Here is a 24,734-nt window from a genome sequence, read left to right on the forward strand (position 1 = left end):
CATAAAAATAAACACCCAAAAAACTGGCTGACTTCTTCGGCAGATATTGGCAAGCCTGTGTAATTTCACATGATGGTCATAAATAGCGAAACAATAGAGCTCCTTGGCAGGCTTTTTAAAGGACTGCCTAAGCAAAGAAAGTATTCCCTCATATCATTGATTCCCATAGCCGCTCTTACAGGACTGGCTGATGTATTAGTTGTAGCGCTAGTATCAAGAGTTTTCACAATAGTAATTGGCGAGCCAAATAGGCCCTCCTTACCTCTTGGGAACTGGGTCCCAGAGGATCCCAAGTTAAAAGTCATATGGCTAGTAGTTATCTACATCAGCATGAATTGGATAGCCTCATTCTTAAAACTATTTTTAAGAGCATGTCAAGAGAGGTTGAGAGCATCAATATGGAGAGATCTATCTGAGTTAGCTCAAAGAAACATACTTGCTCAACCTTATGAATTTTTTATTAGCGAGCGCAATGCTAATTTGTCTAACAAAGTTCTATTAAATATATCGAGGGTATCAGAATTTTTAGTAAAGCCATTGTTAGAAGTAACAAGTGGTTTTGTAATTATATTTTTAATATGCTTAGCCGTACTTTCAATAGCGAAATCAATAGCATTATATCTTATTATTAGTTTACTTATATGTTATACATTAATTTCATTCATAGTCACACCTTTCATTAGATTTGCAGGACGCAAAAGGATTCAATTAGAGACAGAAACTAACAGGGTCTTAAATGAATCTGTGAAAACAATAGTAGATGTACATTTAACAGGCTCTGAAGAATATTTTGAAAAAAAATATTCAGCGGCCGGAGCAAATGCCTTTCCATTTATTTGGAAAGCAGAAGTTTTGCCTGAATTTCCTAGAGCTTTAATAGAACCTTTTGGAATAACATTAATTTTTTCTATTGGACTTTTTCCATTACTTTCTAATAACCAGCCCTCTAACTTAGCGAATATTGTTCCTTTTGTAGCAACAATTGCAGTTGCCTCTCTAAAATTAACTCCGCCCTTGCAAGATTCATTTAGGGCAGTTACTTCAATAAGATCAAGCATACCAGATATTAAAGAGACTCTTAAACTTATTGAACTCTCTAGCGAGAGATTAACTATTAATTCTCAGAATGTACCATCACCTAAAGGTATTGAACCAAGGAACTATATAAGTCTGAATAAAATAAGATATCGATATCCTAAACAACAAAAATTTGTACTTAATAATGTAAGTATGACAATACCAACAGGAGCAAGGATCGCTTTTGTGGGTAAAACAGGAAGTGGTAAAACAACAACAGCAAATCAGCTACTTTGTCTCTTAAGACCAACTTCAGGTTCACTTCAACTTGACGGGGTCGATATTACTGACTCTGAGGTACCTGCCTGGCAAGCATGTTGTTCGTATGTTCCACAATATATAAATCTACTAAACAGCACTATTTTAGAGAATGTGGCATATGGAATAGAAGAAAAGAGAATAAATACTGAAAGAGTATGGGAAGCTATTCAAGCTGCAAAACTCGAAAATGTGGTCTCTGAATTACCAAATGGACTCCACACAAATATTGGAGAAAATGGAATCACTCTCTCTGGTGGACAGAGGCAAAGACTAGCTATTGCACGCGCATTTTATAGAAAATCAATTTTTCTTGTCTTAGATGAAGCAACTAGTTCATTAGATAATAAAACCGAATCAGAGATAATGGACTCAATAGATCTAATCGGAAGGGGTTGCACGATAGTGATAATTGCTCACCGACTTTCTACAGTTAAGAGATGCGATTACATTTATGAATTTGAAGATGGACTAATCAAATCATCAGGGGCCTATCAACAGTTATCTAAAAACTCTCAAAGCTTTCAAGAAATGATAAACGCAGCCGAGGAAAGTACTAATTTTGATATATTGTGAGACTATAAAATTTTTATAATTTGATATTGATGTAATTAAAAAAATTAATTTTGGCTAATACTAAAATTTAACAATAATTCATAGAAGTTATAAATTCTGAACCACTGGCAATCAATTAACTAAACTAAAAAGAGTACAAGGCTTTATTAGGTGCAGAAAAAAACGAAACTCTTAGTTATTTATTCTACTGTTGATGGACATACAAAAAGCATATGTGAATACATAAAAAAGAAATTAATAAATAGCAAAGAAATTAATCTATCCTCATTTGAAGAAGTTTATAAGGAGAATTTAAATGATTTTGATGAAATTGTGATGGGAGCAAGTGTTAGATATGGTTACCACAGAAAAAACGTATATGAGTTTATCAATCAAAACAAAGAAATCTTAAATACAAAAAAAACAACATTTTTCTCTTTAAATTTAACAGCCAGAAAAGAAGAAAAAAACACTCCGGAAACAAACCCCTATATTATAAAGTTTCTTAAACAAGTGGATTGGGAACCTAATTTGAAAGGTGTTTTTGCAGGACGATTAGATTACCCAAGTTTAGACTGCGCAAATAAGTTAGCTATATTGTTTATTATGGTTATAACTAATGGACCAAAAGATATTTCTCAAGTTTATGAACTTACTGATTGGAACAAAGTTGACGAGCTAATTGAATCAATTTCAAAATTATAATTCGCAAAATTTAATTACAGAATTAACTTGTGATGATAGTTATAGCTTGAAATAACAACAGGATTAGAGAGAAAGTCATAATCAGATTGAATGCAATTATACTAATAATTTTATATTAAGCAAGATTGGATTGAAGACTTTTTAGAAATTGAAAAATGATTAAATGGCTTTTAACCATCGGTAAAGTCCTTTCTTAGAATTCGTGATTTCATCAACTGACGTATAAAAATAATCCTGCCATCCATCTGAAGGGAGTCCCGAAAAAACCATTAAATTAAGTGGATAGTCCTCTGAATCAGTGCATCTTCGAATATCATCGCGAAACAAAAAAATGTTTTTTTTAAGCGCTATTGCAAAACCAAGCTCAATCATTACACCTTCATCCGGTGGAGTTCCATTAACAATGGCAAATATTCCATCAGAATTTTTGACATCTTGAAGATCCGAGATTGCCACACTGTGAGCCAATCCTGATTTTGAAAAATCAACTTGTGAATTTCTTGAAAAAGGCTCCCAAACTTCTGCTCCAAGTTCTTGAAGTTTCTCTACAAATTCAGGAAGGAGACGTTTTCGCCATTGATGGGAAAATCCATATGGCGAAGCGAGATAAATAATCTTTTTATTCATTCAATCTAAAGCGAGAACATTCATAATTTCTTTTGTCGTTAATTGCAAGTGTAGGATTTTCCCAAGGAAATACCAACCACTCTCTAGGCTCAACTATTTGAACGGCTTCCCACCATTGTGGCCGAACTTTACTAAACCACACAAAAACTTTTGAATCCTTAAGATCACGAACTTTATTGAGAGTCTTTCCTGTTTCATAAACATCATCAACTATTAACGAACCATTTTGAGGAGTCTCAAGCAGTTTTATATCCAAATAATGGCTTAAGGCTACTGCAAGACATAAGCCACCTCTTGGGAAACCATAAACTCCATTAAAACTTTTTTTATTGGAAGAAAAGGCAATTTTTTTTATACATAAATCGAACTCCTTCCAGCTTACAAAGCGAAGATTAGTTGTTGCCAAGATATAAAAAGAAACTTGAAAAATTAATTTTCAAAGTTTACGAGTATGAGTTTTTATCTATACAATACTAATTAAAGATACAAACACTGGCATAAAATTTAAAAAATTTTGATTTAAAAGGATCCTAGGATTTATTTTTAATTGATAATTGAAATGAAAAATTGACATTTTCTATTGAGATCCATCCAATTAAGTTGACTTTTTAATTACCTCCATTGCAAAAATGAACAGCTTTAGAGATATCTGAACCACCCATTATTATTTCCTCAACACATTGATTGAAAAGCCTAGATTCATAATTAATTGAAAAAAATCCGAATGCGATAAAAACAAGAGCTATTGAGGCAATAGAGGAGGATCCAATTTGAATTAATTGATACGCAAGTATTATTTTTTTATTGTTCGTACATCTTTTAGAATCTTTTTTGATTTCTTTCGTCATTTTGATCACTAAATTTTATTTAACGATAGTAAATTTTTGGCAGTATGCATGATAACAACCAATAATGACTAATCAAAAAACCGCCTGCTGGCGGATTTTTTAGTCTATGAATTATAGTCTATGAAATATATCACCTAGTTACCATACTTCATAGAGTCTATACACCCTTGAATAAGGAAATTTTGCAAGGATAAAAGATAAAGATGATTGATAAAATTAATAAAATGATCTATTTTAATCAAAACCAATCAATTATCAAAAAGCACAATATAATGAAAGAAGATGACTTAATGCTTAAATATATACGCGGAGAAGTACTTAATGAAGCTGAATTAAATTTTTTAGAGGATAAATTGATTATTTTAATTAATGAAGCAAGACTATCAAACGCACGTCCTCCAATAGCAAGCAATTCTATTTGTGACTTTTTAGGCTTAAGACGTGAATCTTTTAAGATGAATTGCTTAGCAACCATTCTTGATAAAATCAAGCCAAGGGGTAAGGAATTATGTCGAGAGCAAATGGTTTTCCACGTACTCCTACAATCTAAATTTCTTTATTATTGATATCAATACTATTGGTATCTAGCAAAATGTGACCAAAAAATATATTCAATCAGATTTAAAGTATGTTAAGCGTACTATAAAAAAAGATTGATGAATCCCATAAAAAATAATTTACTATCAAAGGTTTTTACCAGTTCATATGACTCAGAAATATTCAAGATGATGGGATCTTCTTTCCTTTTATTAATTATTTTACCTGCTGTATTTAGTTATTCTAATTCAGCTTTCATTGTGATTGAGTTATTGGGGGGATTGATTTTCTTCCCAATATTTATGGCTTCCTTAAGAAGTTATGAAAATCAATCGTTGTTTACCATTCCAAAAATAGATATTTTATTAAATAAAGCTTGGCGCGTTTTTTTAGTAAATCTCATAGTTGGACTTATAACATTTTTGGGTCTGATAATTTTTATTATACCGGGTATAATTTTCAGAAAAAGATATCTCTATGTGGGTGTTATATGTGAGAAGGAGAATATGGGCCCACTGGAGGCAATGAAAAAAAGTAAGGAGATATCGATGAAAAATGGGTGGAAAGTATTATTTTACGAATTTTTTCTTTTAGTCACTATCATGCTAGTGAGCACAACTTCAAGTAATATGGCTAGTTTTGGAGGACTTATCGTATATTTGACAACATCATGGCTAGCATATGTAGTCATAAATTCCCTTTTATTCTATGGCTATAAAGAGGCAGCAAGTATAAACAAGAATTTGATTGATGAAGAATCAATCGTGACAATATAATAAAAGTAAATTTTACTTCTCTAATTCCTATATATTCATAATCTATATTCCTAAAAGCCTGCTATAAAGACAATTTAGGCATCATCTTTTACCACAATTTCTAAGTTGTATAATTGCTATTGATAAAAACATTTAAGGTAGATAGTAGTTACAGCAACACTTCTAAATGAAAGGGTTAGTCTTTTATTTTAATTTATCTTACTGAAATCGATTACTATGAAAAAATCACTATTTTATTATTCTTGTGAATTTGCATCAACAGAAGGTTGGCACATTAGGTAAATAAAATAAATCAATCCAAAAATTGGAACAATTGGAATAAAAATCCATATCCACTTTTTCGCAATATCATTCAATCGTCTCACTTGAATTGATACACTCACGATAAGAACCCCTAAGCCGAAGAAGACAGAAATAATCGTGATTAATTGACTAATAATTGCAAATATTCCGCTGAGAAGAGAAGCATCATAAACTACAGATTCACTAGAAAGAAAAGCATACTGTAAATTAACAACCAAACTTTGAGTAATATTCAATATTGTGGATAGAATGATAATTGCTAATTGATAAAACCAAAAATCTTTTCTTGATGTTTTCCCTTTAAAAACAAAAGCATTTTTCCATGCTGATAAAAAGGATTGAATCATAAATTTCTCTTATTAAAAGCATTACATATTATAAATGTTAAGGAACAAATTCAATATTAAATAGTGACTTTGTATTGAGATTAGATACTATAACTTTATTACTGTTTTATTAGTGTTTTAATAAAAATTGTATTCACCAAGATCAACTGCAGCACAATGAATTTGGACTAAGTCGTATACTCGGAATTGATCCGAATATAGTCACTGGATAAATCGCAACCCCAGGCTAATGCTTGGCCCATACCATTACCAATGACTAGTTTAATAAGTACAGTGTCGTCAATTAAATATTTTCCCCTCTTTTTTTGTTGTATGTACTCAGAGATATTTGTTTCATCAAAAGCAAGAATATCTCCTCTTGAGATTAGTTGATAAGTTCCAATCCAAAGTGATAGATCTTTCCAATTGGAAGATATGCCAGATTTTCCCATCGCGGCAATAATTCTTCCCCAATTAGGGTCTGAGCCATGTATTGCTGTTTTAACAAGGGAAGAACTACTTATGTTTCTAGCAATTTTGCCTGCGTCATAATTTGACTCCGCACCCTGCACTTGAACCTCTATCAGGCAAGTAGCACCCTCGCCATCACGCGCTATTGACTTGGCCAGGAATTGCGCTACTTGAATTACTCCTTTTTCCAACTCATTAAAATATTGCTCTTCAAGTAATTCACCTGCTGCAAACCCAATAAAAGCATCGTTTGTACTTGTATCGCCATCAACTGATATCAAATTAAAAGAGACATCTACTGCTTTCTTTATGATGCGTGACCATTCTTTATCAGGTACAGCTGCATCACAGGTTATAAATCCAAGCATAGTTGCCATATTCGGATGAATCATACCCGACCCTTTAGCCATACCTCCTATATGCACCTTTTGATTTCCTAAATTCGAGCAAATGGCAATTTGCTTATTGACTAAATCAGTAGTCAATATAGCTTTTGACGCCTCTTCCCCACCCTTAGTAGATAACCTATTTACTAATAATGGCATAGCTTCTATTAGGCTTTCGATAAGAATTGGTTTGCCAATTACTCCAGTAGAACAAATTAAAACATCTTGTTTGTGAAGATTAAGCAAAGCTGCTGCGTATTCAGTAGCTCTATAACTATCAGAAAACTCTCTATCTCCCAGGCCAGCATTAGCTTGGCCAGAGTTAATTAAAACTGCTCTAACATTCGCCTTATTATTTTTAATCCGTTCACTTGATAAAATTACGCTGCCAGATCTAAAAGTAGATTGTGTAAAGGTACCTGCGCAAACTGCCTTTTCTGGAGCTATCAATAATGCAAGGTCAGGTGCACCTGATGGTTTAAGACCTGCACTAATTGCAGATGCCCTAAACCCAGTAGGTCTAGTTATCCCACCATTAATGGGAGTCCACGACGATTTACTTGAAGGGCTCAATACTTTCCCTTAAAAAGCTCATTTCTATATTGATTCATGAAAGATGATATTCAAGCCACACAGAGCAATACAATGTGGAATCAAAACCAGCGACGAATTGGATTAACAGGTGGAATTGCTAGTGGAAAAAGTAGCCTAGGAAAATACATAGAAAAAAATTACCAACTGCCAACCATTGATGCTGACAAAATTTCCCACGATCTGCTTAAACCTGGAACAATATTTTCAAAACAAGTAGTTAATTATTTCGGGAACTCTATATTAAAAGACAATTTAATTGATCGCAAAAAACTAGCTAAATTAGTTTTTAATTCAAAAGAGAATAGATTATGGATTGAAAATTTACTGCATCCAATTATCAAAAATCAATTAATTAATAAAATACAATTGCTACAAAATCAGCATACAATAATATTAATAGTTCCTCTTCTTTTTGAAGCAAATCTAACATATTTATGCAGCGAAATCTGGCTTGTATATTGTAGTTTAAAGAACCAAATTATTAGACTTTCAGAGAGAGATGATATAAGTTTTTCTGAAGCCAAAAAAAGAATTAATTCTCAGTTACCAATGAATAAAAAAAAGAAACTAGCTGATCATATTCTTAATAATGATCAAGAACCTCTGATATGGCAAAAGCAAATAGAAATACTGCTAAAAAATGATCAGATCAAGTCATGAATTAAGTTTCTCACTCAAGATCCGATTAACCAACTTGGGATCAGCTTTGCCACTAGTTTGTTTCATCAATTGGCCTACAAAAAAACCTAGCAATTTTTTCTTCCCTCCTTTATAAGCATTAACCTCATTAGGGAAATCAGTTAAAATTTTGTCTATTAATTCAGAAATAATCATTGGATCACTTATCATCCCAAGGCCCTTCTTCTCAACAATCTTTTTTGGAGAACCCCCTTGATTTAAAAGATCCGGTAATATTTCTTTGGCTATTTTTCCACTTATTTTTCCTTCCAAAATTAGTGAGATCATCTCTGCTAGATCTCCAGCTTTGAAAGGAATCGTTTCTACTGATTTTTTTGAAGATTTTAAATATGCTGCAATATCACCAGTGATCCAATTACAAGCCGCCTTTGGATCAGCACCAGATGCAACAGTTTGCTCGAAAAATTCTGCCATTGACAGCTCGTCGGTAAGAACCCTTGCGTCGTAAGTAGAAAGTTCAAAATCCTTCGCATATCGATGACGTTTTGCTGATGGAAGTTCGGGTAATTCAGATTGCCACTTATTACGTTGCTCGATTGTTACTTCCACAGGGCCCAAATCGGGGTCTGGGAAATATCTATAGTCACTACTACCTTCTTTAGTTCTCATGCTCTTAGTTAGCTGCTTAGACTCATCCCATAATCGAGTTTCCTGAACAACAGCCTCACCTGATTCATATGCTTTAATTTGTCTTCTTATCTCAAATTCACAAGCTTTTTGAATAGCGGAAAAAGAATTCATATTTTTGATTTCAACCTTTGTACCAAACGGTGCATCTGATGAGGGCCTAACAGATATATTGACATCACAACGTAAGGATCCTTCTTGCATATTTCCATCTGAGACTCCGAGATACCTTACTATTCGTCTGATTTCAGATGCATACTCTGCAGCCTCTCTGCCTGTCCTCAAATCGGGTTTACTAACTATCTCAGCAAGTGCTACACCAGCTCTATTGTAATCAACCAGAGAATAAGAAGATCCAGCAAGACGATCACTTCCTCCATGAACAAGCTTTCCTGCGTCTTCTTCCATGTGCAGTCTTTCGATCCCAATTTTTTTTAGATAAGTCTCTTTCCCTTTTTCAGCTACCTCGACCTCAATCCAGCCATTCTCTGCAAGAGGTTCATCAAATTGAGAAATTTGATAATTTTTTGGAAGATCCGGATAAAAATATTGCTTTCTATCAAATTTGCAATGCTTAGACACGCCTAAATTTAATGCAAGAGATGCTTTAACGGCATACTCCAAAACTTTTTGATTTAAAACAGGGAGAGTCCCAGGTAAACCGCAAACCACAGGATCTATATGCGTATTAGGGGCATCGCCAAAATTTGTAGATGCTGATGTAAATATTTTGCTATTAGTTCCTAACTGAACGTGAGTTTCAAGGCCAATCACAGCCTCCCAAGAATTATTTGAAACAACCATACTTTTGAATTAAGTAATTGAGGTTTTATTTAATTAAGAGTAGCAATAGAGTTATATGCTTCTTTTGAAAACACACAAATTACCAACTCTTAAACTTATCAATGGCTGCTCGTAGCACAGAACCATTCCTAATAATTGGCGGAGGGTTGATTGGACTATCAATTGCACATGAGCTTGCAGCCGCAGGAGAAAGTGTGATTGTCCTCAGTCGAAGAAGAAGTGAAGCAGCAGGATTTGTAGCAGCAGGAATGCTCGCACCACACGCAGAGGGACTTGAAGCAGAAATGCTTGAACTAGGTCAATTAAGTCTTACAAAACAAGCCCAATGGGTAGAAAAAATCGAAAAAAACAGCGGATTATCTTGTGGCCTTAGAAAATGTGGAATAGTTGTTCCTTTTGAAAATCTCTCCAAAAGAGACTCATATCCAACCTGCAATTATGGGGAACTTCTTGATGAAAAAGAACTTTTTCTGGAATTACCAGAGATTTCAAAAAATTGGCGTGGGGGAATCTTGTTCAAGCAAGATGGTCAAATAGACAACCGACGTTTGTTAATGCGTGCCCTTGAAAAAGCCTGTTATGAATTGGGAGTGGAATTTGAGGAGGGTGTTGAAGTTTTTGAGATAATTACAAGTTTTGATACTTTCAAAGGTGTGCGGGTAAAAGATGCGGAAGGAACAATCAAATCAATAAATTCAAACGCTGGGGTTCTTTGTTCTGGAGCGTGGACTACTCAATTATTAAAAGAGATTCCTGTGTTCCCAGTTAAAGGACAAATGTTATCTATTCAAGGACCTAGAGACGCTTTAAGCAGAATAGTGTTTGGCCCTGGAACTTACCTTGTACCTCGCGAAGATGGATTAATAATTGTGGGAGCAACTAGCGAAAGGGAAGCAGGGTTTGAAAAAGGACTTACTCCATTTGGACAATCTCAGCTTCGTCGAGGTTTTGAATCCATAGTTCCAGCAGCAAAAGACTGGCCGCATATGGAACGCTGGTGGGGCTTCAGACCATGCACTCCAGATGAAAAACCAATACTAGGCAATTCCCCCCTTAAACAACTTTGGGTGGCTACGGGGCACTACAGAAATGGAGTTTTATTGGCTGCCATAACTGCTGAACTATTAAGCAAGTCCATCTTGGGCAAAAAACTTGATGATCAACTTTCAGAGCTCAAAAAATCGTTTTTGTGGAATAGATTTAATTAAATCCCCCTCAAGTAATATAAATTTTCTAAACTACATTGAAGTCAAAATAAATCAATTTATTCTACACGCCAACTCTGATCACTAGGAGACCATTCACTCAATTCAGATTGATTAAACCAAAGATTAATCTCAAATTCTGCGGTTTCAGGCCCATCAGAACCATGTATTACATTTCGACCAATATTTATTGCGAGATCTCCTCTAATAGTTCCAGGTTCAGCCTCAAGAGGTTTAGTAGTACCAATTAACTTTCTGGCGCTCGCAATTACCCCATCGCCTTCCCAGACCATTGCAACAACGGGCCCACTCGTAATGAAACCTACGAGACTACTAAAGAAAGGCCGCTCTTTGTGCACGCCATAATGCGCCTCTGCAAGTTGCTTATCTGGTACAAGCTGCTTCAACCCAACCAATTTGAATCCCTTTTTCTCAAATCTTCCCAAGATTTCACTAATAAGACCCCTTTGAACGCCATCAGGCTTGATTGCAATAAAAGTTCTTTCGACAGACATGAAAATAAGAGTCAGAATAAAAATAATGTTCTAAAAAGGTTACACAATCAACTCGCCAAAAATGAGAAGTAAAACAATTTCAACTTCATTAAAGTAATTTTTCAGCTAAAAGTGAATTCAACAGACGAAACAAAATCCGATCAATTGGAAAACAAAAAGCCCAACTACAATGAAAAAAAATGGTCGGTTAACGACAGCGCTGCTCTTTATGGGCTTGAAAGATGGGGTAAACCATACTTTTCCATCAACTCAAAGGGAAACATAAGCATTAACCCAAATAATGAAGATAGTAGGGAAATTGATCTTTTTAATTTAGTCAAAGAGTTAGAAGGTAGAAATTTGAAATTACCACTAATAATAAGAATCGACGACATCCTTGAAGATCGAGTTAGACAAATAAATGAATCTTTTAAAAAAGCTATTAAAACATATAAATACGATGGAGAATATAAAGGGGTTTACCCAATTAAGTGCAATCAGCAAAAACATGTTATTGAGGAATTACTTAGATCAGGTGATAAATGGAACCTTGGATTAGAGGCAGGAAGCAAAGCTGAGTTACTTATTTCTTTGTCTTTAATAACAAATGCAAATTCACTTTTAATATGCAATGGATACAAAGACAACAGTTATATAGAAACGACTATCTTAGCTAGACAATTGGGCCTTAAACCAATTCTCGTAATTGAGCAGGCAGATGAAGTAGATAGAATTTTGATTGCAAGCAAAAAATTAGGGGCTGCTCCTCTTATAGGCATCAGAGCAAAATTATCGACAGAAAATAAAAGTAGATGGGGAAGTTCTATTGGAGAAAAATCTAAATTTGGCTTATCAGTCCCAGAAATCCTTAAGACCGTTAATTTACTTAAAGAGTCGGATTTACTGCAGGAATTGAAACTTTTGCATTTTCATGTAGGCAGTCAAATTAACGATATTGGGATATTAAAGAACGCATTACAAGAAGCGGGTCAAATATATACAGAATTAAAGAGACTTGGTGCTCCTATGGGCTATCTTGATGTAGGTGGAGGGCTTGGCGTTGACTACGATGGCAGCAAAACTGCAACATCAATATCGACTAATTACTCATTACAAAATTATGCAAATGACGTTGTTGCTACTATTCAAGAATGTTGTGCATCTAACAATATTAAAAGTCCATGTTTAATAAGTGAAAGTGGAAGAGCTTTATCGAGTCATTTTTCTATACTCGTCTTCAATATTCTTGGGAAAACAAAAATATCAGCAGATATACCAAAGCTGGAAAAAGAAGAATGTCAAATAATAAAAAATTTGAGAACTACTTTAAAAATAATAAAATCGATACCCAAAAATGACAGTAGTCAAATTTCTAAATTACAAGAATCATGGAATGATGCGTTAAAATTTAAGGAGGATGCTTTGGCTGGCTTTCGACTTGGCTATATAAATCTCATTGAGAGAGGAATTGCAGAAAAACTTACATGGGCTTGTGCAGATGCAGTAGTTAATAAAATACCATCATCTAACAAAAGTCACATTCCAAAAGAAATTACAAATTTAAAGAGTTTTTTAGCACAAACATATTATGCAAATTTATCAATATTCAGATCTGCTCCTGACACATGGGCTATCCAGCAATTATTCCCTGTCATGCCAATTCACAGACTTAATGAAAAACCTGAATTACTCGGTGATATCGCAGACCTTACATGTGACTCTGATGGAAAATTATCCAAATTTATAAATAATGGAAACAGAAAAAATCTGTTAGAGCTACATGAATTGAATAAAAAGGATGACTATATTCTTGGCATGTTTTTGGGAGGTTCATACCAGGAAGTTTTGGGGAATATTCATAATCTTTTTGGAAGTACTAATACGGCACATATACGTCTGACAAGTCAAGGGAAATACAGTGTTAAACATGTTATCCGAGGTGATACAAAAGCTGACGTACTTGAGGCAATGGAACATGATCCTCAGATAGTACTAGAGAAACTGCGGGTATCAAGTGAGGTGGCAATTCAAAAAGGAAAACTTAAAATTAGTGATGCTCAAAGGCTTATAGAATATGTTGAAAAAAGTCTCAGAGAAAGTACTTATTTACAGGAATAACTGTTACTGTAAAAATTCTTCGAATTTATTCCGAGCAAATTCTAAGGCAGTGTTTAAGGCTTTGGCATCACGTCCACCAGCTTGCGCAATATTAGCCTTGCCGCCGCCGCCGCCGCCACACAACTTTGCGATAATAGCTACAAATTTACCAGCGTTTAAACCATCCTCAACAAGTTTATCGCCAAAAGCAGCAATAAACACAAGTTTATTTTGGGACTCACTACTGGGAACTCCGCCTAATAAAATTGCAGAATTAGGCCCTAACTGAGTCAATAGCTGTAATGCTGCGGACTGCAGAGAAGAAGAATCAACGCCATCGAGTCTCTCAACTAAAAATTTACATCCATTGATATGAGTTGCTTGAGATGCTAAAGCTAAGACTTTAGCCAATGCCAAGTTTTTCTTGACGTCTTTTAATTCTTTAGAAAGTTCCTTAGCTTCTTTCTGCAAAGTTTGAACTCTATCAACAATTTCTGCTGTGGGTGTTTTAAATAAATCACATAATTGTTTGACAATTACATCTCGCTGATTCAAAAACTCTAGCACTGATGGTCCAGAAACAGCTTCAATACGACGAATTCCTGAGGCAACTCCAACCTCAGAAATAATCTTAAAAACCCCAAGCTCTGATGTTTTAGTAACGTGTGTTCCACCGCAAAGCTCCATTGAAACACCCGGGACATCTACCACTCTTACTACATCACCATATTTTTCACCAAACATAGCTAGAGCACCAGCGTCAAGAGCTTGCTTTATTGGCATAGTTTTTACAACAATAGAATGATTTTGAAGTATCCATTTATTGACTTGTATTTCTATATCTCTCAGTTCATCAGATGAAAGAGCAGAAGAGGCATTAAAATCAAAGCGTAAGTGATCGAAGGCAACTAACGAACCACGTTGTCCGATTGAATCATCAATAACTAATTTTAGAGCTGACTGCAACAAATGCGTAGCCGTATGATTAGATCGAAGACAATTTCTAGAATAAAAATCTACCTTTGAGGTTAAACGCATACCTTTTTTTACAATCCCCTCTCTTACAAAACCACTATGAACAAAGACCTTATTGATTCTAGTTACCTCTTGAATATCAATGATCAATTGATCTCCAAACAAAATACCTCTATCGCCAAGTTGACCACCAGCTTCACCGTAAAAAGGTGTCTGATCTAATATTAATTGGACTTTATCTCCCTCTACTGCTCTGGAAGTAGGTTTACCATCAGAAAAAATAGCTATGATTTTGCTCTCCATAACCAAATCAACATAACCACGAAATACTGTATCTGTAACATTTCTAGCCCCGAGCGAAACAGCATCCTGAACAGTTAAATCAAAAGTTAATGCTGCCTCTTTAGCTCTCTTACGTTGTTCTTCCATAGCAGAATTAAATTCTTCAATATCAACTACTATTTTATTTTCGTCTGCTATTTCTTGAGTAAGTTCAAGTGGAAAACCATAAGTATCATACAGCTCAAAAGCTTGCTGACCTGTTACCTTTCCAGAACCATTTAATATAATTTGATCAAGAATCTTCTCACCACGTTCAAGAGTTTCCAAAAATCTAATTTCTTCTTTTTCTAATTCTGAAATGACCATATTTCTATCGTTAATTAATTGTGGATAAGAATTTTTCATTAATTCAATCCCTTCTCTAGCTAATTCCCCTAGGAATGGTTCACTAACGCCTAGCAAACGTCCATGACGAACCATTCTACGAATTAATCTTCTTAAAATATATCCTCTTCCAATATTACTTACATTAACCCCATCTGAAATAAGCTGAATGACTGCCCTAATATGATCACCAATTATTTTAAAAGAGGTTTGCGTCTTATTACCTACTTTGAAATAGTCGAGATTTGAAATCTGAGAAATCTTTTGGATTAATGGGAAAATTAAATCGGTTTCATAATTGTTAGGTTTACATTGAAGAATTTGGGCCATTCGTTCAAGACCCATACCAGTATCAATATTACAATTATCTAGTGGAAGTAAATTGCCGTCATTATCTTTATTGTATTGCATAAATACTAGGTTATAAAATTCAATAAACCTCTCATCATTTTCTAAATCAATTCCGTTAGTGCCTAATTCTGGATTAAAATCATAATAAATTTCTGAACAAGGTCCACATGGACCTGTAGCTCCTGAAGACCAAAAATTGTCCTTTTCACCCATAGGAATTATCCTATCTGGATTAACACCTACTTCATCTCGCCATATTAATTCAGCCTCATGGTCATCTCGAAAAACACTAACAACTAAATTTTCAGGTGAAAACTTAAAGACCTCGATACACAACTCCCATGCCCAAGCAATCGCCTCCTTTTTGAAATAATTACCAAAAGAGAAATTACCTAGCATCTCAAAAAAAGTATGATGCCTTGCTGTTTTCCCAACATTTTCAATATCGTTTGTACGAATACATTTTTGACTGGTGACAACCCGGTTTGCCTGTGGTGCACGTTGACCTAAAAAAACTGGCTTAAAAGGCAACATTCCTGCAATAGTTAGCAAAACAGTTGGATCTTCAGGGACTAAAGACGAACTTGGTAGAACTTTATGGTTTTTTTTCTGGTAAAAGTCTAGAAAAGCACTTCTAATTTGATCCCCACTTATTGGTCTAGCGGGAGCATGTGATTGAGTGTGTTTATTATTCATAGCTTAATTACCCTTGGACAAAGAAAAGAAACATTATCTAAGTGTGTTTTTGTAATTTGAAGATCATTTTAAGAATTTATGAAGACCATATTGATCTTTTAGACCAAAATATATGGAATCGCATTAATTCCCTTGAATTTATCATGCGTGAGACAATCCAATGATTTTGTATTTTAGACATCAATGGAACTAAATAAATTAACTTTGAATTGAATCAAACAGATGACGAGTTAACACTTTACCTGTCATCATTGTAAATGAAACTCTTGCCGAGAGTTTCACAATTGAGTTTCTTGCAAATTGCATAGACCTTAGACACGATTTCTTCGTAGCTTCTATGAGTCTCCTTCACGCCACTTGGCTCCCAGCAATACGTTCCTCCACAAGTTCTGGAAGACCTGCGATGCTCATTTGGGCTGATACGTGGCAAGTAGCAGAAGCAACTGGGCCAACAGTAAGTCCAGCTACTCATCCTTTTGCTCTGACAGCAGATGAACTACGTGAATGGTTAATAAAAAAAGACTTAGTTCCCAACGAAATAATTCAAGCAAGCGCATGCTTAACACTTCCAAGCAAAACGATTAAAGAAAGTAATAACTCAAGATTATGGATGGGATTACCTTTACTTGCTGGAGAACCAATACCAAATAATTGCATGTGGTGGCCTTGGCAAGTGCAAGGATTTGCAATAGAACCTGCTGCTTCAACAGAGTGGTTATCTAATTTACCCCTAACTAAAAAATCATCAGATTTCGGAGATGAGATTCTATGGTGGACTCATCTTCAAAGATGGGCACTTAGCTTGATTGCAAGGGGTAGATGGCTACCCCAAGTAGAGCTAAGTAAAGGTGAAGGCTATCCACATCGAGCTAGATGGGTACCTATTCTCAACCGTGAAGATGATAGAAGAAAACTAGAAGAATTTGCTTCAAGCTTACCCTTGGTTGCAACTTGTGCTTTGCCATGGAGAGAGCCAGCTGGCAGAAGATCCAATCGCGCGACCAGATTACGTCCCGAAGCTTTGAGAGAAGCAAATCCAATTGCATCATGTAGGCCAAGAAACAGCCGCATAAGAGTTGCAAGTCTCTTGCAGGATTTTGTGGATGCTCAACTACGAAGACAATTTCAATCTGAAGAAAAGGGCCTTGACAACTTACTTTATGCATGGGAAGAGGCACTTTGCTCAGATTCTGGAGTTATATCTTTACCAGAGGATGATGTTTTACGATTAGCAAATGCAAGCCATCATTGGAAAGAAGGTATATCAGGTGGCGTGGCCCCTGCAAGAACCTGCTTAGAGCTATTCATTCCGGAGGACGGCAAAGAGAACTGGATATTAAATTTCTGTCTTCAAGCAGAGGCAGATCATAGCCTAAAAGTAACAGCAAAAGATGTATGGGCTGCGGGATCAGATGCACTCCAAATTGGCGACATTCGTATATGTCAAGCGAGCGAAATTTTTCTAGAAGGCTTAGGGAGAGCAATAACAGTCTTCGATACTATTGAGAGAGGTCTTGATATTGCCACACCGACATCAATGGAGTTAAGTCCAGCCGAGGCATTTATTTTTGTAAGAGTTGCCTCTCATAAGTTAAGAGATATAGGTATTGGAGTAGAACTACCAAAAAGTTTATCTGGGGGTTTAGCTAGCAGACTTGGTTTATCAATTAAAGCAGAGATATCAACAACTTCCGCAGGATACATTCTTGGTGAAAAACTTGACTGGATTTGGGAACTAATGATTGGAGGCGTTACTCTTACATTAAATCAACTCAAAAATTTAGCTAATAAACAAAGTCCTCTTGTTCAACATAAAAATGTATGGATTGAATTAAGACCAAATGACTTGAAAAATGCAGAGAAATTTTGTGAATGTAATCATCATTTGAGTTTAGATGATGCACTAAGAATTACTGCAACAGATGGGAATACTTTTCATAAATTACCCGTGCATGAATTCTCCCCTGGTAAGAAATTAAAAAACGTTTTAATTCACTACCATCAAAAAAAATCACCGGACCCTTTAGCTGCTCCCCCCGGGTTTAATGGTCAACTAAGACCTTACCAAGAAAAAGGATTAGGATGGCTAGCTTTCTTAAGTAGATTTGACCAAGGGGCATGTCTTGCTGATGATATGGGCCTAGGAAAAACGATTCAACTTTTGGCTTTTATTCAACATTTACTTATTGAGCAAGAATTAAAAAATCCAATCTTATTGATTGCACCTACATCAGTGATTACAAATTGGAAAAGAGAAGCAAAAACATTCACTCCTAATTTAAAAGTTTTTGAATATTATGGCCCAAAACGTCCTTTAACTAGAAAATCAATAACCCAATCGCTTAAGGGAATACACATTGTTATTACTAGCTATGGGCTTGCTCATAGAAATAATAATTTATTAGAAGCAATAAATTGGCAAGGAATTGTCATTGATGAAGCCCAGGCTATAAAAAATCCAAAAGCAAAACAAAGTTTAACCGTTAGAAAACTTGCTAATGAATTAAAAAATAATTCTCTTAAAATAGCTTTAACTGGTACGCCGGTAGAAAATAGAGTAAGTGAACTTTGGGCCCTTATGAACTTCTTGAATCCAAAGGTGCTGGGAGAAGAAAACTTCTTTAATCAAAGGTATAAACTTCCAATTGAACAATTTGGAGATAACGCCTCATTAGTGGATCTTAAAACAAGAGTTAAACCATTTATACTTAGAAGATTAAAAACAGACAAAAATGTTATTTCAGACCTGCCCGAAAAAATAGAATTAACTGAATGGGTATCCCTAAGCGATGAGCAAAAAGACCTTTATCAAAAAACTACTGATAGAACTTTGAATGAAATCAACTCTTCTTCACCTGGTAGACGACAAGGGAAAATATTAGGCTTGTTAACTAAACTCAAACAAATTTGTAATCATCCTGCTCTTTTTCTAAAAGAAGTAGAAACAGACTCAAATTTTCATTGTCGATCAGGAAAACTGCAAAGACTTGATGAAATTCTTGATGAAATTCTTGATAGAGGAGATAGATCAATCATTTTTACTCAATTTGCAGAATGGGGACATCTCTTAAAAAGATATTTCGAAAACAAATGGGAAAGAGAAGTTCCTTTTTTACATGGTGGAACAACAAAAAGTGATAGACAAGAAATGATAGATCGTTTTCAGGAAGATCCTAGAGGACCTCAAATATTTATCTTGTCACTTAAAGCTGGTGGCACTGGATTAAATCTCACGAAAGCTAATCATGTTTTGCATATTGACCGTTGGTGGAATCCAGCAGTAGAAAACCAGGCTACGGATCGTGCATATCGAATAGGACAAAAAAAACGTGTAATGGTTCACAAGTTCATAACCAATGGCTCACTTGAGGAAAAAATTGACAAGATGATTCAGTCAAAATCTAAGCTTGCTGACGAAATTATCGGATCTGGAGAAAATTGGTTAGGTAAGCTTCACACTGATGAGCTTGAAGAACTTTTAAAACTAGAAGAAATTGAATGAATGAAAAATATCTAAAAATTGATTCATCACTTGATACCCAAGGGTTAAAAGTTCAACCTTGGTGGGTTGAACAATGGATGGAGTTGATTAATTCATATAGGTTCAAAAAAAGACTTGAAAGAGCATGGAGTTATGCAAGAGCTGGCAACGTCACTTCAATCAGATTTGAAGGCAGAAGAGTCCATGCCAGAGTGCAAGGAACTGGGGAAGATCCCTATAAAGTCAAATTGTGGCTTGAAGTACTCAGTGATGAAGACTGGCAATACATACTTGAAGCAATGACTGAAAAAGCAAGTTGGTCAGCTCAATTACTGGCAGGTTTAATGCCTCGTGACATCGAAAGAGCTTTTGCCGCTAGTGGTAAAAGGCTATTTCCTTTTAAGCTACAAGAAGTACGAAGTGAATGTAACTGTCCAGATAAAGCCAATCCTTGCAAGCATGTCAGTGCAGTTTATTTTTTGATGGGAGAAAGGTTTCGAGAAGATCCTTTCGTTCTATTTCAATTAAGAGGAAGAAGTAGAAACAAACTTCTCGCTGAATTAGCTGAGCACAGAAGACAAGCTCTTTCAAAAAAAGCTTCTCATCAACTTGAACAAAAAAATTTCAAAAAAAATAAAATTTCAGTCACACAAGTCTCTGGAATAAAAGATCCTTCTAAATGGTGGCAATACAACAGCAATCTCAAGAGCGATTTAGTTGTAATAACTCCCCCTGTCGATGGAGGAACAAGCATTGCAGATGCCGGAGATTTACCTATTGCTGAAGATCCAAAATTTCCAAATGCTGGGCAAAATTTTATGATGCACTTGACAGAGCAAGGGAAATCATTCGCTGAGCGAGCAATGATGCAAGCAATGAAAGCATCTGAATAAAAGTTCAATTAATTAAAGCGAAAACCACTTTTAGCCTGAAGTTGTTCTAAAATGTAATAATAGGTATTTATAACCACTAACTCAGAATCTTTTATTGAGCACTTAGGCGTTTACCACCCACCAAAATCATGGCCGTAACTGCTACATCCAAACCAACAGCAGCCGAGATACCCGCAGAAGCATCTCAGAAGTTATCCTTGCAATCGGAAAAAATTGCTAGCGACTCGCACACCATTCGCTCACTAGATTGGAATAGAAGCAGATTCGATATTGAATTTGGTTTAAGAAATGGAACCACTTACAATAGTTTTCTGATAAAAGGCGAAAAAACAGCAATTATTGATACAAGTCATCTAAAATTCAAAAGTACTTGGTTCGATGAACTCAGTAAAAACACTGATCCAAAAAGCATTGATTACCTAATAGTGAGTCACACTGAACCAGACCACTCAGGATTGATAAGTTTCTTAGTCGATTTAAACCCAAATATAGTAATTGTCGGATCACAAGTAGCTATAAAATTTCTAAAAGATCAAGTTCATAAGCCGTTCAATTCACATGCGGTAAAAACAGGTGAAAAACTTGAGCTTGGAATTAATGTGATTAGCAAAACTAATCACGAAATAGAGTTTATTAGCGCTCCGAATTTACATTGGCCTGATACGATTTTTTCATTCGATCACGGCACTGGAATACTCTACACATGCGACGCATTTGGATTGCATTATTGCTCTGATGATTTATATGACTCCAATCCAGAAAAAATTTCACAAGATTTTAGATTTTACTATGATTGTCTTATGGGACCTAACGCGAGAAGTGTAATACAAGCTTTGAAGAAAATCGATAAGCTTCCGACAATTAATATGATTGCAGTTGGTCATGGCCCACTACTCAAGCTTAATTTAAATACCTGGATCAACAATTACCGAGAATGGAGTCGTGACATAAATAAAGGAGAAAATTATGTTGCCGTATGTTATTTAAGCCAATACGGATATTGTGACAGGTTGAGTCAAGCCGTTGCTCATGGAATCAGTAAGACAGAATCACAAGTACAATTAGTTGATCTGATTGCTACAGATCAGCAGGAATTAAGCGCTCTAGTAAGCGAAGCATCAGCGGTAATTTTACCAACCTGGCCTACCGAGCCAAATATTGAATTACAAAGCTCAATTGGCACGCTTTTTGCATCTCTGAAACAAAAACAATTCGTAGCTGTTTATGACGCCTTTGGCGGAAACGATGAACCTATAGACGTCATAACAAGTAATTTAAAAGATCTTGGGCAAAGAGAAGCATTCTCTCCATTAAGAGTTCGCGAAACTCCTGATAGTGGAACCTATCAAAAATTTGAAGAAGCAGGAACTGATCTTGGACAGCTTTTGAATCGCAAGAAAAATATAGCAGCAATCAAAAACTTAGATGGCGATCTATCAAAAGCCATGGGAAGATTAAGTGGCGGGCTTTATATCGTCACAGCTAAACAGATTGATGAAGGAAGTATTCGAAGTAGCGCAATGGTCGCTAGTTGGGTTAGTCAAGCAAGTTTTCAGCCTCCAGGTCTTACAGTTGCAGTTGCGAAAGATAGAGCAATAGAAACACTCATGCAAGTTGGAGATAATTTTGTTGTCAATATTCTCCAAGAAGATAATTACCTGCATTTATTTAGACATTTCCTTAAACGATTCCCTCCTGGTGTCGACAGATTTGAAGGAATAGAAGTTCTCAATATCGCTAAAGGTGGGCCTGTATTTGCAGATTCACTTGCTTATTTAGATTGCAATGTGAAGCAAAGACTTGAGACTCCAGACCACTGGATTATTTATGCAACAGTAGAAGAAGGAAACGTAGCCAATAATGAAGCCAAAACAGCTGTACATCACAGAAGAGTTGGAAGTAATTATTAAGAATGGAAGGACAAGAAAGGTCTGTTATCGATTTTGAAGTTGATCAAAATATCACTTGCATTAGAGGACTCAGCCCAAAAAAAGTTAGGTTTGAAATTGAATATGGGATGGAGCGTGGTAGTACCGTTAACTCTTTTTTGTTTACACCTAAAGACAAAAATTCAACACCGATACTCATTCATCCACCAAGTTTTGCGTATTCAGAACTTTTTCTTGAACGACTTGAAAGACATATCGACTCTAATATAGAAAAAATTTATATTGTTGTTGGGCAAATCAATCCTAAAAGAGTTGATCTTTTAAAACAACTTTTAAAACGTTACCGAAATATGACTTTATATTGCTCTGCTCCAGGAGCAAAAATACTCAAAGAGTTATGGAATCAAATAAAACCTAACCAAGAAAAAGTTGAAAAGATCCCTAACTTTCCAAGCATTGTATTAGTCAAAGACCAAATAAACATCCATATCGATAATTACGAACTCCAGTTAATTTCTACTCCAAATGCTCGATGGCCTGGTGAGGTGATGGTGCTCGAAAAAAAGACAGGTATGTTAATGAGTGACAAATTTTTCAGTGCACATATATACACAAAAGAATGGTGTGAGAATACACCAGCAAGCACTGAAGAGGATCGAAGATACTTTTACGAATGCCTCATGGCACCAATGAGTAGTCAAGTAAACTCAATAGTAGAAAAATTAGAGCTTTTAGATATTAGAAGTATTGTGCCTTGCCACGGACCAGCAATTGAAAGTAGTTGGAGATGTCTACTAAAAGATTATCAGAGGTGGTGTGAAATAAAAGAAGACACAGATCTACATGTCATCCTCCTTTTTGCTAGTGCTTATGGCAATACAGCCGCTATTGCCGATGCTTTAGGAAGAGGTGTATCAAAGACAGGAATAAAAGTTGAGAGCATTAATTGTGAGTTTATGGACTCAAATCAACTCATCAAAAAAATACAAAAAGCTGATGGTTATTTAATCGGCTCTCCAACGCTTGGTGGCCATGCCCCAACACCTATTGTTTCTGCCTTAGGAGCACTTCTTAGTGATGGAGACAGGAAGCATCCTATTGGCATTTTTGGTAGCTATGGATGGAGTGGAGAAGCACTTGACTTATTAGAGAATAAACTTAGAGATGGCGGCTTTACTTTTGGATTTAAACCAATAAAAATAAAATTCAAGCCAGATGGGTTGATGGTAAAGACAATTGAAGAAACAGGAACACTATTTGGCAGAAAATTACTTCAAAAATTTCGCAAAAAGAAACCAAAAACGCGAAGCGGGTTGATTTCAAGTAAAAGCGATCCAGCTTTATTAGCTCTTGGAAGAATCGTAGGTTCGCTTTGTATCCTCACAGCCAAAAAGGGTAATGACGATAAAGCAATTACTGGAGCAATGGTAGCAAGTTGGGTAAGTCAAGCTAGTTTTTCTCCACCTGGTCTAAGTATATCTGTAGCGAAAGATCGTGCTGTAGAAAGTCTTCTACATAAAGGAGACATGTTTGTTTTAAATATCCTGGGGATAGAAAACCACAAAAAAATCATGGGGCAATTCCTTCGATCATTTGAACCAGGTCAAAACAGATTATCTGGTCTAATTCTTGACGAAAGTCCAGAAGGACAACCTATAATACCTGATGCAATCGCCTGGTTAGAGGGCTCTGTAAAAGATCGAATGGAATGTGGCGATCACTGGGTAATATACTGTGAAATCAACAATGGTAAGGTTCTAAAAGCTGATGAAGTTACAGCTGTCCATCATCGACGGACGGGTACTAACTACTAACTTTTAACCTTGATTTAATTAATCAAATGAGCCAATGAGCAATCAACAAGATCTTTTAATCATCACTGCCAGTAGCGGTGAAAATCTGAAACTCGCTCAAAGATTTTTTGAGGTCGCAGAAAAAAAAGATATCAATTCAGACATAGTTGATTTAACAACTATTGATCTTCCTATTTATAACCCAAGAAAAGTAGAGCTTGGAAATTCTGCTATCAGTTTAGAAAAATTGAGTAAACAAATGCATAACTCAAGAGTATGGGTGTTTTGTGCACCTGAGTACAATGGCTCCATCCCACCATTACTAAGTAATGCAATTGCATGGCTATCTGTTCAAGATTCAGATTTTAGAAAATTATTTAACGGTCGTCGTGTAGCCATAGCCAGCCACTCTGGAGGAGGGTGTATGGAATTAATGATTTCATTAAGAATCCAGTTGTCTCACTTAGGTTCTGAAGTGATTGGTCGGCAGCTTACAAGCAATAAAAATAAAATGCCGACAGACGATACGATTGAAGATATTATTTCAAGACTATTACAATATTAGTTTTTATTCTATTCGTATTGACTATAAATTTCTATC

The 24,734-nt window shown here is 35.5% G+C and carries 20 protein-coding genes; 12 read left to right on the forward strand and 8 right to left on the reverse strand.

Features of this window, described 5'->3' with window-relative positions:
- The first annotated feature begins 69 nt into the window (after positions 1-69).
- Together AC6EJA_RS06130 and hemG are read left to right on the forward strand one after the other, a co-directional pair.
- Positions 70-1,911, forward strand: coding sequence for an ABC transporter ATP-binding protein (locus AC6EJA_RS06130; RefSeq protein WP_498501785.1), 1,842 nt, complete (start codon positions 70-72; stop codon positions 1,909-1,911).
- A 150-nt stretch (positions 1,912-2,061) separates the two neighbouring features.
- Positions 2,062-2,595 carry a menaquinone-dependent protoporphyrinogen IX dehydrogenase gene (hemG, locus tag AC6EJA_RS06135; RefSeq protein WP_498501786.1) on the forward strand — a complete coding sequence of 178 codons (534 nt, stop codon included), beginning with the start codon at positions 2,062-2,064 and terminating at the stop codon, positions 2,593-2,595.
- 159 nt (positions 2,596-2,754) lie between these two features.
- Here hemG and AC6EJA_RS06140 read toward each other — a convergent pair whose 3' ends face one another.
- The 3 genes from AC6EJA_RS06140 to AC6EJA_RS06150 form a co-directional block, all read right to left on the reverse strand.
- On the reverse strand, positions 2,755-3,222 hold the full coding sequence (locus AC6EJA_RS06140; RefSeq protein WP_498501787.1) for a nucleoside 2-deoxyribosyltransferase: 468 nt from the start codon (positions 3,220-3,222) through the stop codon (positions 2,755-2,757).
- Positions 3,215-3,628 (reverse strand): phosphoribosyltransferase, encoded by a 414-nt coding sequence (locus AC6EJA_RS06145; protein WP_498501788.1) that lies wholly within the window; start codon positions 3,626-3,628, stop codon positions 3,215-3,217. The genes AC6EJA_RS06140 and AC6EJA_RS06145 overlap by 8 nt, the downstream gene beginning before the upstream one ends.
- Before the next feature lie 202 nt (positions 3,629-3,830).
- The gene (locus AC6EJA_RS06150; protein WP_498501789.1) at positions 3,831-4,070 is read right to left on the reverse strand and encodes a hypothetical protein; all 240 of its coding nucleotides are present in this window, start codon (positions 4,068-4,070) and stop codon (positions 3,831-3,833) included.
- A 272-nt stretch (positions 4,071-4,342) separates the two neighbouring features.
- Here AC6EJA_RS06150 and AC6EJA_RS06155 point away from each other — a divergent pair, with 272 nt between their 5' ends.
- Both AC6EJA_RS06155 and AC6EJA_RS06160 read left to right on the forward strand, forming a co-directional pair.
- Positions 4,343-4,636: a hypothetical protein gene (locus AC6EJA_RS06155; protein WP_498501790.1), complete on the forward strand. Its 294-nt coding sequence runs from the start codon at positions 4,343-4,345 to the stop codon at positions 4,634-4,636.
- Between the two features lie 90 nt (positions 4,637-4,726).
- Entirely contained in the window at positions 4,727-5,383 is a 657-nt protein-coding gene (locus tag AC6EJA_RS06160; protein WP_498501791.1) for a hypothetical protein, read from the forward strand.
- 236 nt (positions 5,384-5,619) lie between these two features.
- Here the strand turns inward: AC6EJA_RS06160 and AC6EJA_RS06165 are convergent, their stop codons facing one another.
- Together AC6EJA_RS06165 and argJ are read right to left on the reverse strand one after the other, a co-directional pair.
- Positions 5,620-6,033, reverse strand: coding sequence for a DUF805 domain-containing protein (locus AC6EJA_RS06165; RefSeq protein ID WP_498501792.1), 414 nt, complete (start codon positions 6,031-6,033; stop codon positions 5,620-5,622).
- Between the two features lie 167 nt (positions 6,034-6,200).
- A complete protein-coding gene (argJ, locus tag AC6EJA_RS06170; RefSeq protein ID WP_498501793.1) occupies positions 6,201-7,442 on the reverse strand; it encodes a bifunctional glutamate N-acetyltransferase/amino-acid acetyltransferase ArgJ in 1,242 nt (413 codons plus the stop codon).
- A gap of 72 nt (positions 7,443-7,514) precedes the next feature.
- Here argJ and coaE point away from each other — a divergent pair, with 72 nt between their 5' ends.
- A complete protein-coding gene (gene coaE, locus AC6EJA_RS06175) occupies positions 7,515-8,123 on the forward strand; it encodes a dephospho-CoA kinase (protein ID WP_498501794.1) in 609 nt (202 codons plus the stop codon).
- Here coaE and gatB read toward each other — a convergent pair.
- Entirely contained in the window at positions 8,118-9,593 is a 1,476-nt protein-coding gene (gene gatB, locus AC6EJA_RS06180; protein ID WP_498501795.1) for an Asp-tRNA(Asn)/Glu-tRNA(Gln) amidotransferase subunit GatB, read from the reverse strand. The two genes, coaE and gatB, sit on opposite strands and share 6 nt — an antisense overlap.
- Positions 9,594-9,694: 101 nt before the next feature.
- Here gatB and thiO point away from each other — a divergent pair, with 101 nt between their 5' ends.
- On the forward strand, positions 9,695-10,801 hold the full coding sequence (thiO, locus tag AC6EJA_RS06185) for a glycine oxidase ThiO (protein WP_498501796.1): 1,107 nt from the start codon (positions 9,695-9,697) through the stop codon (positions 10,799-10,801).
- A gap of 56 nt (positions 10,802-10,857) precedes the next feature.
- Here the strand turns inward: thiO and ndk are convergent, their stop codons facing one another.
- A complete protein-coding gene (ndk, locus tag AC6EJA_RS06190) occupies positions 10,858-11,313 on the reverse strand; it encodes a nucleoside-diphosphate kinase (protein ID WP_498501797.1) in 456 nt (151 codons plus the stop codon).
- 144 nt (positions 11,314-11,457) lie between these two features.
- Here ndk and speA point away from each other — a divergent pair, with 144 nt between their 5' ends.
- Complete coding sequence (gene speA / locus AC6EJA_RS06195) at positions 11,458-13,410, forward strand: biosynthetic arginine decarboxylase (RefSeq protein WP_498503562.1); 1,953 nt, start codon at positions 11,458-11,460, stop codon at positions 13,408-13,410.
- A gap of 3 nt (positions 13,411-13,413) precedes the next feature.
- Here the strand turns inward: speA and alaS are convergent, their stop codons facing one another.
- Entirely contained in the window at positions 13,414-16,077 is a 2,664-nt protein-coding gene (gene alaS, locus AC6EJA_RS06200) for an alanine--tRNA ligase (protein ID WP_498501798.1), read from the reverse strand.
- A gap of 337 nt (positions 16,078-16,414) precedes the next feature.
- Here alaS and AC6EJA_RS06205 point away from each other — a divergent pair, with 337 nt between their 5' ends.
- From AC6EJA_RS06205 to AC6EJA_RS06225, 5 genes are all read left to right on the forward strand, one after another.
- Positions 16,415-19,579, forward strand: a complete 3,165-nt coding sequence (locus tag AC6EJA_RS06205) for a DEAD/DEAH box helicase (RefSeq protein ID WP_498501799.1) — start codon at positions 16,415-16,417, stop codon at positions 19,577-19,579.
- A complete protein-coding gene (locus AC6EJA_RS06210) occupies positions 19,576-20,451 on the forward strand; it encodes an SWIM zinc finger family protein (RefSeq protein WP_498501800.1) in 876 nt (291 codons plus the stop codon). The genes AC6EJA_RS06205 and AC6EJA_RS06210 overlap by 4 nt, the downstream gene beginning before the upstream one ends.
- Positions 20,452-20,579: 128 nt before the next feature.
- On the forward strand, positions 20,580-22,361 hold the full coding sequence (locus AC6EJA_RS06215; RefSeq protein ID WP_498501801.1) for a flavin reductase: 1,782 nt from the start codon (positions 20,580-20,582) through the stop codon (positions 22,359-22,361).
- Between the two features lie 2 nt (positions 22,362-22,363).
- Positions 22,364-24,154, forward strand: coding sequence for a flavin reductase (locus AC6EJA_RS06220; protein ID WP_498501802.1), 1,791 nt, complete (start codon positions 22,364-22,366; stop codon positions 24,152-24,154).
- 34 nt (positions 24,155-24,188) lie between these two features.
- Complete coding sequence (locus AC6EJA_RS06225) at positions 24,189-24,698, forward strand: NAD(P)H-dependent oxidoreductase (RefSeq protein WP_498501803.1); 510 nt, start codon at positions 24,189-24,191, stop codon at positions 24,696-24,698.
- The last annotated feature ends 36 nt before the right edge of the window (positions 24,699-24,734 follow it).

The sequence above is a fragment of the Prochlorococcus sp. MIT2309 genome (assembly GCF_059772305.1).

Excerpts from the sequence above, each read along its gene's own strand:
- AC6EJA_RS06130 (WP_498501785.1), top strand. The coding sequence starts at position 70 with ATGATGGTCATAAATAGCGAAACAATAGAGCTCCTTGGCAGGCTTTTT.
- AC6EJA_RS06140 (WP_498501787.1), bottom strand. The coding sequence starts at position 3,222 with ATGAATAAAAAGATTATTTATCTCGCTTCGCCATATGGATTTTCCCAT.
- AC6EJA_RS06150 (WP_498501789.1), bottom strand. The coding sequence starts at position 4,070 with ATGACGAAAGAAATCAAAAAAGATTCTAAAAGATGTACGAACAATAAA.
- AC6EJA_RS06155 (WP_498501790.1), top strand. The coding sequence starts at position 4,343 with ATGAAAGAAGATGACTTAATGCTTAAATATATACGCGGAGAAGTACTT.
- AC6EJA_RS06160 (WP_498501791.1), top strand. The coding sequence starts at position 4,727 with ATGAATCCCATAAAAAATAATTTACTATCAAAGGTTTTTACCAGTTCA.
- AC6EJA_RS06165 (WP_498501792.1), bottom strand. The coding sequence starts at position 6,033 with ATGATTCAATCCTTTTTATCAGCATGGAAAAATGCTTTTGTTTTTAAA.
- coaE (WP_498501794.1), top strand. The coding sequence starts at position 7,515 with ATGTGGAATCAAAACCAGCGACGAATTGGATTAACAGGTGGAATTGCT.
- gatB (WP_498501795.1), bottom strand. The coding sequence starts at position 9,593 with ATGGTTGTTTCAAATAATTCTTGGGAGGCTGTGATTGGCCTTGAAACT.
- thiO (WP_498501796.1), top strand. The coding sequence starts at position 9,695 with ATGGCTGCTCGTAGCACAGAACCATTCCTAATAATTGGCGGAGGGTTG.
- ndk (WP_498501797.1), bottom strand. The coding sequence starts at position 11,313 with ATGTCTGTCGAAAGAACTTTTATTGCAATCAAGCCTGATGGCGTTCAA.
- alaS (WP_498501798.1), bottom strand. The coding sequence starts at position 16,077 with ATGAATAATAAACACACTCAATCACATGCTCCCGCTAGACCAATAAGT.
- AC6EJA_RS06205 (WP_498501799.1), top strand. The coding sequence starts at position 16,415 with ATGAGTCTCCTTCACGCCACTTGGCTCCCAGCAATACGTTCCTCCACA.
- AC6EJA_RS06210 (WP_498501800.1), top strand. The coding sequence starts at position 19,576 with ATGAATGAAAAATATCTAAAAATTGATTCATCACTTGATACCCAAGGG.
- AC6EJA_RS06215 (WP_498501801.1), top strand. The coding sequence starts at position 20,580 with ATGGCCGTAACTGCTACATCCAAACCAACAGCAGCCGAGATACCCGCA.
- AC6EJA_RS06220 (WP_498501802.1), top strand. The coding sequence starts at position 22,364 with ATGGAAGGACAAGAAAGGTCTGTTATCGATTTTGAAGTTGATCAAAAT.
- AC6EJA_RS06225 (WP_498501803.1), top strand. The coding sequence starts at position 24,189 with ATGAGCAATCAACAAGATCTTTTAATCATCACTGCCAGTAGCGGTGAA.